The organism is Streptomyces hilarionis (assembly GCF_024539675.1).
Classification (GTDB): Bacteria; Actinomycetota; Actinomycetes; order Streptomycetales; family Streptomycetaceae; genus Streptomyces; species Streptomyces hilarionis.
The window spans coordinates 1-8,717 of sequence record NZ_JAHHIT010000240.1; the positions used below are offsets into that span (position 1 = coordinate 1).

The 8,717-nt window shown below is 72.4% G+C and carries 6 protein-coding genes; 5 read left to right on the forward strand and 1 reads right to left on the reverse strand.

The window, feature by feature from the left end; genetic code table 11:
* Positions 1-80: 80 nt before the first annotated feature.
* The 3 genes from KMS84_RS36300 to KMS84_RS36310 all read left to right on the forward strand — a co-directional run bounded on the left by KMS84_RS36300 (position 81) and on the right by KMS84_RS36310 (position 4,664).
* Positions 81-1,466, forward strand: coding sequence for a class II fumarate hydratase (locus tag KMS84_RS36300; protein ID WP_256920807.1), 1,386 nt, complete (start codon positions 81-83; stop codon positions 1,464-1,466).
* Positions 1,467-1,539: 73 nt separating this feature from the next.
* Positions 1,540-2,232 (forward strand): cytidylyl-2-hydroxypropylphosphonate hydrolase, encoded by a 693-nt coding sequence (gene fomD, locus KMS84_RS36305; RefSeq protein WP_256920803.1) that lies wholly within the window; start codon positions 1,540-1,542, stop codon positions 2,230-2,232.
* A gap of 317 nt (positions 2,233-2,549) precedes the next feature.
* Positions 2,550-4,664: a SpoIIE family protein phosphatase gene (locus KMS84_RS36310; RefSeq protein ID WP_256920804.1), complete on the forward strand. Its 2,115-nt coding sequence runs from the start codon at positions 2,550-2,552 to the stop codon at positions 4,662-4,664.
* 81 nt (positions 4,665-4,745) lie between these two features.
* Here the strand turns inward: KMS84_RS36310 and KMS84_RS36315 are convergent, their stop codons facing one another.
* Positions 4,746-7,205: a transglycosylase domain-containing protein gene (locus tag KMS84_RS36315; protein WP_256920805.1), complete on the reverse strand. Its 2,460-nt coding sequence runs from the start codon at positions 7,203-7,205 to the stop codon at positions 4,746-4,748.
* Positions 7,206-7,486: 281 nt separating this feature from the next.
* Here KMS84_RS36315 and KMS84_RS36320 point away from each other — a divergent pair, with 281 nt between their 5' ends.
* The gene (locus tag KMS84_RS36320) at positions 7,487-8,485 is read left to right on the forward strand and encodes an SPFH domain-containing protein (protein ID WP_438819028.1); all 999 of its coding nucleotides are present in this window, start codon (positions 7,487-7,489) and stop codon (positions 8,483-8,485) included.
* Positions 8,482-8,717, forward strand: a 236-nt coding sequence (locus KMS84_RS36325; protein WP_256920806.1) for a type II toxin-antitoxin system antitoxin, incomplete at its 3' end; no start/stop codon positions are given. The genes KMS84_RS36320 and KMS84_RS36325, both read left to right, overlap by 4 nt.

Genomic DNA, 8,717 nt, shown 5'->3' on the forward strand with positions numbered 1-8,717 from the left:
CCCCCGCACTCCGCCCCCGTCGCCCGCCCCGGGGAGCCCTCGCCAGGAACAAGCGGGGCGCGCCGATCGCTGTACCGGGCATGAGCGACTACCGCATCGAGCACGACTCCATGGGCGAGGTCCACGTTCCGGCGCACGCCAAGTGGCGGGCCCAGACGCAGCGCGCCGTCGAGAACTTCCCCGTCTCCGGCCAGCGCATCGAGCGCGCCCACATCGAGGCGCTGGCGCGCATCAAGGGGGCCGCGGCGAAGGTGAACGCGCGGCTCGGGGTGGTCGACCAGGACATCGCCGACGCCATCCAGGAGGCGGCCGCCGAGGTCGCCGAGGGCCGGTGGGACGAGCACTTCCCCGTCGACGTGTTCCAGACCGGGTCGGGGACGTCGTCCAACATGAACGCCAACGAGGTCGTCGCCACCCTCGCCACCGAGCGCCTGGGCCGGGACGTGCACCCCAACGACCACGTCAACGCCTCCCAGTCCTCCAACGACGTCTTCCCCTCCTCGCTCCACATCGCCGCCACGGCCGCCGTCACCCGCGACCTGATCCCCGCGCTGGAGCACCTCGCCGCCTCGCTCGCCCGCAAGTCCGAGGAGTTCGCCGACGTCGTGAAGTCGGGGCGCACCCACCTCATGGACGCCACGCCCGTCACCCTGGGACAGGAGTTCGGGGGGTACGCCGCCCAGGTGCGCTACGGCGTCGAGCGGCTCAACGCCTCCCTGCCGCGGCTCGCCGAGCTGCCGCTGGGCGGCACGGCCGTCGGCACCGGCATCAACACGCCCCCCGGGTTCTCCGCGGCCGTCATCGAGGAGGTGGCCCGCGCCACCGGGCTGCCGCTGACGGAGGCGCGCGACCACTTCGAGGCGCAGGGCGCGCGCGACGGGATCGTCGAGACGAGCGGGCAGTTGCGGACCGTCGCGGTGGGCCTGACGAAGATCGCCAACGATCTGCGGTGGATGGCCTCGGGGCCGCGCACGGGACTGGCCGAGATCAGCCTGCCCGACCTCCAGCCGGGTTCCTCGATCATGCCCGGCAAGGTGAACCCGGTGATCCCGGAGGCGGTGCTGATGGTCGCCGCGCAGGTCGTCGGCAACGACGCGACCGTGGCGACGGCCGGCGCGGCGGGCAACTTCGAGCTCAACGTCATGCTGCCGGTCATCGCGAAGAACGTGCTGGAGTCGATCCGGCTGCTGGCCAACGTCTCGCGGCTGCTCGCCGACCGGACCGTCGACGGGATCGTCGCCCACCGCGAACGCGCCCGGGAGTACGCCGAGTCCTCGCCGTCCGTGGTCACCCCGCTGAACAAGTACATCGGGTACGAGGAGGCCGCCAAGGTGGCCAAGAAGGCGCTCGCGGAGCGGGCCACGATCCGGCAGGTCGTCCTGGACGGCGGCTACGTGGAGCGCGGGGACCTGACGCTCCGGCAGCTCGACGAGGCGCTGGATGTCCTGCGGATGACGCGCCCGTGACGTTTCACGCCCCGGCGCGAGAACCGTGACGCGCGCCGCAGCGTCGTATGGCCATGGCACCTAATATCTGTCCATGGCAGACGGCGGAGCGGTGAGACGCGGGGGAACGGGCGGTGCGGCGGCCTTCTGGGAGCCGGGGGACCGGATCCTGTGGCGCTACCGGGAGAACGGCGGGGCGCACTTCCACATCGCCCGCCCGGTCACCGTCGTGCGCGACGACGAGGAAGTCCTCGCCGTGTGGATGGCCCCGGGCACGGAGTGCGTCAAGCCCGTGCTCGCGGACGGCACCCCGCTGCACCGGGAGCCGCTGCGCACCCGCTACACCAAGCCGCGGACCGTGCAGCGCGACCGCTGGTTCGGCACCGGCGTGCTCAAGCTGGCCCGGCCCGGCGAGCCCTGGTCGGTGTGGCTGTTCTGGGAGCCGGGCTGGCGGTTCAAGAACTGGTACGTCAACCTGGAGGAGCCGCTGGCCCGTTGGGACGGCGGGGTGGACTCCGAGGACCACTTCCTGGACATCTGCGTGTACCCCGACCGCAGTTGGGGCTGGCGCGACGAGGACGAGTTCGCGCAGGCCCAGCAGGACGGGCTGATGGACGCGACGGTGGCCCGGCGGGTCCGTGAGGCGGGCCGTGAGGCCGTGGAGAGGATCCGCGCGTGGGGGGCGCCGTACGACGAGGGCTGGCAGCACTGGCGCCCGGATCCGTCCTGGGCCGTACCGTTGCTGCCGGAGGACTGGGACCGCACTCCCGCGCGCATGTCCACATGAGACCCTTGATGCGCCCCCGGGCGGCAAACGTAGGATCGTCCTCCGCAAGGCACCGCAGGCGGTAACTCCCGGGGTGCGGAACGAGTCTGACCGAACGTCACCGAGGGGCGGCAGGACGTGAGCGAGGGGCACGAGGCACACACCGGCGGGACGTTCCACGTAGGCTCCCAGGGTCGCGCGAGGTCCACCGGCGACACAGGAACAACCCCTGACCACGCGGGAATTCCGTTCCGGGGACATGTATTCCGGGTATCGGACTTCCTGCGGGACCAACTGCGCGCGCGGCGCGCAGCCCCGGACGGACGGATTCGACACGCGTGACGGAGCAGCCCATCTCCTACGAACGCCCCCAGGGCGTCGACCCCACGGACCCCCGTGGGGCACTCCTGCATACCCCGGCGCCCGCGCCGGGTGCGGCCGCGTTACCGCCCGACGGTTCGGGTACGACGACCTGCGGAAAGGGCGGAAAGGGCACCATGGGCGGGCAGGGAGCTGCGGGAAAGGATGCGGCGGCCGGTCCGGAGGCGGGCTCCGGGACCGAGCACTCCCAGCCGTCCGCGTCCACCGAACCGGACACGCACCGGCCGCGGCCCGCGCCCGAGTCCATCCCGGCCCAGCCGGGCGCCGAACCGCGCCCCGAGCGGGGGCCCGGCGGGCAGGAGCGGCGCGCCGGGATGGCGGTCACGCCGGGCCGGCCCACGCCGATGCGGCGGGACGGGGACCGGCTGCGCTTCGTGGGCGCGGCGACCCGGCGGATCGCCCGCGGTCTGGACCTGGACGAGATCGTGATGGGGCTGTGCCGGGCCACGGTGCCGACCTTCTCCGACGCGATCCTGGTCTATCTGCGCGATCCGCTGCCGGTCGGCGACGAACGGCCCGCCGCGGACCGCATCATGCTGCGGCTGCGCCGCACCGACCGCATCCCGGAGGAGCGCGACACCGAGACGGGCTTCGCCGCGCTCGCCCTGCCGCCCCCGGAGCCCGGGGAGCTGACCGCCGAGCTGTCGGCGTCGGTCGGGGACATGTGCGAGGTGCGGCCCGGCGGCGCGCTCGCGGAGGTGCTGCGCGGGGTGCGTCCGGTGTTCGCGGACAATCCGGCCGCCCGGGCCGCTCTGCCCGAACTCCTGGGCGAGGAGAGCACGTTGGTCGTGCCGGGCGGTCAGCGGGCCGTCCTGGCCCCGTTGCGCGGCCGGCGACGGGTGATCGGCGCCGCGGTGTTCCTGCGCCGTCCCGAGCGCCTGCCGTTCGAGAACGACGACCTGCTGGTGGCCGCCCAGCTCGCCACGCACAGCGCGCTGGGCATCGACAAGGCCGTGCTGTACGACCGTGAGGCGTACATCGCCGACGAGCTTCAGCGCACGATGCTGCCGGAGACGCTGCCGCGCCCCACGGGCGTGCGGCTGGCGTCGCGGTACCTGCCGGCGGCGGAGACCGCGCGGGTGGGCGGCGACTGGTACGACGCCATCCCGCTGCCCGGCAGCCGCGTCGCCCTGGTCGTCGGGGACGTGATGGGCCACTCGATGACGTCGGCGGCCATCATGGGACAGCTGCGCACGACGGCCCAGACCCTGGCCGGGCTGGACCTGCCGCCGCAGGAGGTCCTGCACCATCTCGACGAGCAGGCCCAGCGGCTGGGCACCGACCGCATGGCGACGTGCCTGTACGCCGTCTACGACCCGGTCGCGCACCGCATCACCATCGCCAACGCGGGGCATCCCCCGCCCGTCCTGCTGCACCTGGGCGGCCGGGCCGAGGTGCTGCGGGTGCCGCCGGGCGCGCCGATCGGCGTCGGCGGGGTCGACTTCGAGGCGGTGGAGCTCGACGCGCCCGCCGGGGCGACGCTGCTGCTGTACACCGACGGCCTGGTGGAGTCCCGGCTGCGGGACGTGGCGACGGGCATAGAACAGCTGCGGGAGAAGCTCGCGGCGACCGCCCAGCTGACCGGGCCCGACCACCCGCCGCCGCTCGAGGCCCTGTGCGACGAGGTGCTCGACATGCTCGGTCCGGGCGACCGGGACGACGACATCGCGCTGCTCGCCGCACGCTTCGACGGGATCGCGCCCAGCGACGTGGCGTACTGGTTCCTGGAGCCGGAGGACGCGGCGCCGGGGCGGGCCCGCCGGCTGGCCCGGCGGGCGCTGTCGCGCTGGGGCATGGAGGACATGTCGGACTCGGTCGAGCTGCTGGTGAGCGAGGTCGTCACGAACGCGGTGCGGTACGCCACGCGGCCGGTGACCCTGCGGCTGCTGCGGACCGACGTGCTGCGCTGCGAGGTGGGGGACGACGTCCCGCAGCTGCCCCGGCTCCGGCAGGCCCGGGCGACGGACGAGGGCGGGCGCGGGCTGTATCTGGTGAACCGGCTCGCCCGGCGCTGGGGGGCCACGCGGCTCAGCACCGGCAAGGTGGTCTGGTTCGAGCTGAACCGGAGCTGACGGCCCCGCGCAGACGCGAGAAGGGGGCGCCCGGAGTCTTCCGGGCGCCCCCTTCGTCGTTCCGCCGTCCCCGGCGTGGCGCTACTGGCCGAAGAGCGGGTTGTCGGGACCCCCGGAGCCGGCCGACGTGTCGCCTGAGGGCGACGAGGACGGCGAGGAGGACGGCTTCGGCGACGACGACGGCGACGAGCTCGGCTTCGGCGACGACGACGGCGAGGAACTCGGCGACGGCGACGACGAGGGCGAGGAGGACGGCGACGGCGACGAGGACGGCGAGGAACTCGGCGACGGCGAGGAGGACGGCGACGGGGGCGCGGTCTGGACCGCGGCGCCCTGGTCGGTCTCCAGGTCGAACTTGGTGACCTTGGTGGAGACCCCGAAGGTGTAGGCCGCCCAGATCTGTGCCGGGAAGCCGCCGCCGTTGATCCGGCCCTTGTTCGTGGTGATGCCGGTCGTCGCGCCGGTCAGCGTGACCTGTGGGTGCGGGGCCTTGGCGGACTCGCCGAACAGGCCGACCGAGGTGACGAGATCGGGGGTGTAGCCGGTGAACCAGGCCGACTTGTTGTTGTCGGAGGTGCCCGTCTTGCCGGCGACCTTCTGGCCCTTGCGCAGCGGGTTGTCCCGCACGGAGATCTTCGCCGTGCCGTCGTCGACCACGCCGGTGAGCACCGAGGTGACCGAGTCGGCCGCCTCCCGGTCGATGACCTGCGCGCCGATGGGGGCCGTGTGCTTGAAGGACGGGTGGGCGCTGTTCTCCGCCGACTTGATGAGCGCCGGGGTGACCTTCTTGCCGTGGTTGTCGAGGGTGGCGTAGACGCCGGCCATCTGAAGGGGGCTCGCGCCCATGGTGCCGAGGGTCTGGGCCGGCACGGCCTTCAGGTCCTTGGTGCGCATGCCGAGGTCGTCGGCGACCTTGAGCACCTTGTCCATGCCGACGTCCACGCCCATCTGCGCGAAGACGGAGTTGATGGACTTGTTCAGCGCCGTCTGGACGGTGACGGGACCGTAGTCCTGGTCGTCCTCGTTCTCCGGGGCGAAGCCGATGTCGCTGCCGACGACGGGGCGCTTGCTGGTGCCGTCGTAGAGGGTGTTGGCGGTGATCTTCTGGTCGTCCTGCGTCACGGCGTTCTCGTCGAAGGCCGCGGCGAGGATCACCGGCTTGAAGGTGGAGGCGGGCTGGTAGTCGGTGCGGGTGGCGTTGTTGAGGTAGTGCTCGGTGTAGCTCGTGCCGCCGTACATCGCCTCGACCGCGCCGGTCCTGGGGTTCACCGACACCGCGCCGGCCTGGACGTCGCCGTCGACCGGGCGCTTCTTCTTGTCCAGCTTGCTGGTGAGCTGCTCCTTGACGGAGGCCTCCAGCGCCTTCTGCTTCTTCTTGTCGATGTTGAGCTCGATCGTCCAGCCGCCCTTGCGGACGAGGGCGGCGGCCGACTCGTAGTCGTCGGCGACGCCCGTGGCCACGAGCTGGTTGGCGAGCTCGGCGTTGGCCGCGTCGACGAGGTAGCCGACCTGGCCCTCCTTGCCCGGCGCCGCCTTGGGGTCCTTGGGGATCGGGAACGTCATCGCCTCGCGCTCGGACTTGCCCAGCCAGTCCTGTCCGACCATGTTGTCGAGGACGTAGTTCCAGCGGGCCTGGACCAGGCGTTTGCCGGTGTCGGAGGCGGCGGCCCAGTCGTACTGGCTGGGGGCCTGGAGCAGCGCGGCGAGGTAGGCGCCCTGCGCGACCGAGAGCTTGTCGGCGTCGACGCGGTAGTAGGCCTGGGCGGCCGCCTGGATGCCGTAGGCGCCGCGGCCGTAGTAGCTGGTGTTGATGTATCCGGCGAGGATGTAGTCCTTGTCCTTCTCCCGGTCCAGCTTGAGGGAGATGACCAGTTCCTTCAGCTTGCGCGTGACGGTCTGTTCCTGGGACAGGTAGTAGTTCTTGACGTACTGCTGTGTGATCGTCGAGCCGCCCTGCGCGCCCTTGCCCATCAGGGTGTTGAGCACACCGCGGGCGGTGCCCCGGAAGTCGACGCCGTTGTCGTTGTAGAAGGACTTGTTCTCGGCGGCGACGAACGTGTGCTGGACGGCCTTGGGGACCGTCGCGAGGTCGACGTTCTCCCGGTTGACGTCGCCGTCCCGGGCGAGCATCGCGCCGTTGCCGTACTTGTAGACGTTGCTCTGAAGGTCGGCGTCGGGGTTCCCGGCGGGGATCGGCGTGCTCACGTACAGCCAGACGAACGCGCCGATGACGGCGACGGCGAGGCCGAGGAACGTGCCGAGGACCTTCTTCCAGGTGAAGAGCCGGCGTATGAAGCTCTTGTCCGCCTTGCCTGCTTTGCTCGCCTTGCCCTTCGGGCCCCTGCCCGCTTTCTTCGCGCCCTTGCGGGCCGCCGCGCGGCCGCCCGTCGCGGGTGCGGTCGCCGTGGCCGTCGCGGCCGGGGGCCCGGCGGGGGCCTCGCGGCCGGCGGGAGCCGCCGACTCCGTCTGCGTGGAGCGGTTCCTGGGCGCCGCGCGGCGGCCACCGCGCTGTCGCGCTCGTCTCTCTTCCGCTCGTCCCATGAGTCCGCTCGCTCCGCTTCCTACTCGGCAGTCACACCAGTGCCCGGGGGCAGGGGCAGGTCAGCTCAGAAAGCTAACACCGCTGCCTAGGGCGAGGGGCCGTCGATCCGGCCTTCGAGGGGCGTGAGAATCAGCACCCCACCCCGCGGAACCGGCGTGACCTCCCCACCGATTCGACGTTCGAGAGGGGCACAGGGTTGCCATCGCGCGATAAAGTGATATCACTTAGCTAGACAGCCGATCGCTGAAAAAGGCTGCTGACCAGAAACGGGGGACCCACCATGTCCGCACACGACCGCCCGACCCACGAACCCTCGGGCCACGACGTCCCGGCGCCCCGCCCCTCGGCCGCCCGGGCCGTCGCCGAATCCGTCGACGCCCCCGAGATGCCCGCCCCGCGCGTGACCGAGTTCCCGGCGCACAGCGTGGGCGGCGGCCTGGCGCTGCTGCTCGGCCTCGCCGGACTGCTGGCCGGCGCCGGGACGATCGTCGCGGCCGGCGCGGTGACGGCGGCCGGCGTCAAGGCGGCGCTGATCGTCGTCGGCATCCTGGTCGCCCTCGCCGCGTTCCTCGCGATGTGCGGGCTGAACACGGTGGCGCCCGGCGAGGCGCGCGTGGTGCAGCTCTTCGGCCGCTACCGGGGCACCATCCGCGAGGACGGCCTGCGCTGGGTGAACCCCTTCACCTCCCGCACGAAGATCTCCACCCGGGTCCGCAACCACGAGACGGCCGTCCTGAAGGTCAACGACGCCTACGGCAACCCGATCGAGCTCGCCGCGGTCGTGGTGTGGAACGTGCAGGACACCGCGCAGGCCTCCTTCGAGGTGGACGACTTCCTGGAGTTCGTCGCCACCCAGACCGAGGCGGCCGTCCGGCACATCGCCATCGAGTACCCCTACGACTCGCACGACGAGAACGGGCTCTCCCTGCGCGGGAACGCCGAGGAGATCACCGAGAAGCTCGCCGTGGAGCTCCACGCGCGCGTGGAGGCGGCCGGCGTGCGGATCATCGAGTCCCGCTTCACCCACCTCGCGTACGCTCCGGAGATCGCCTCGGCGATGCTCCAGCGCCAGCAGGCGGGCGCGGTCGTGGCCGCGCGGCGGGAGATCGTGGACGGGGCCGTCGGCATGGTGGAGGCGGCGCTCGGCCGGATCGCCGAACAGGGCATCGTCGAGCTGGACGAGGAACGGAAGGCGGCGATGGTGTCCAACCTGATAGTGGTGCTGTGCGGGGACCGGGCGCCCCAGCCGGTGCTGAACACCGGGACCCTCTACCAGTGACGGCTCCCTCCGGGGGCGCCGCCCCTCAGGGCCGGCCGCAGCGCAAGCAGGTGCTGCTGCGGCTGGACCCCGCGGTGTACGAGGCGCTGGCCCGGTGGGCCGGCGAGGACCTGCGGTCCGCCAACGCGCAGATCGAGTTCCTGCTGCGCAAGGCCCTCAAGGAGGCGGGACGGCTGCCCGGCGACACCGGACCGCTCCCCCGCCGCGGCCGCCCCCCGGGCGGCTCGGCCCC

Excerpts from the sequence above, each read along its gene's own strand:
- KMS84_RS36315 (WP_256920805.1), bottom strand. The coding sequence starts at position 7,205 with ATGGGACGAGCGGAAGAGAGACGAGCGCGACAGCGCGGTGGCCGCCGC.
- fomD (WP_256920803.1), top strand. The coding sequence starts at position 1,540 with ATGGCAGACGGCGGAGCGGTGAGACGCGGGGGAACGGGCGGTGCGGCG.
- KMS84_RS36320 (WP_438819028.1), top strand. The coding sequence starts at position 7,487 with ATGTCCGCACACGACCGCCCGACCCACGAACCCTCGGGCCACGACGTC.
- KMS84_RS36300 (WP_256920807.1), top strand. The coding sequence starts at position 81 with ATGAGCGACTACCGCATCGAGCACGACTCCATGGGCGAGGTCCACGTT.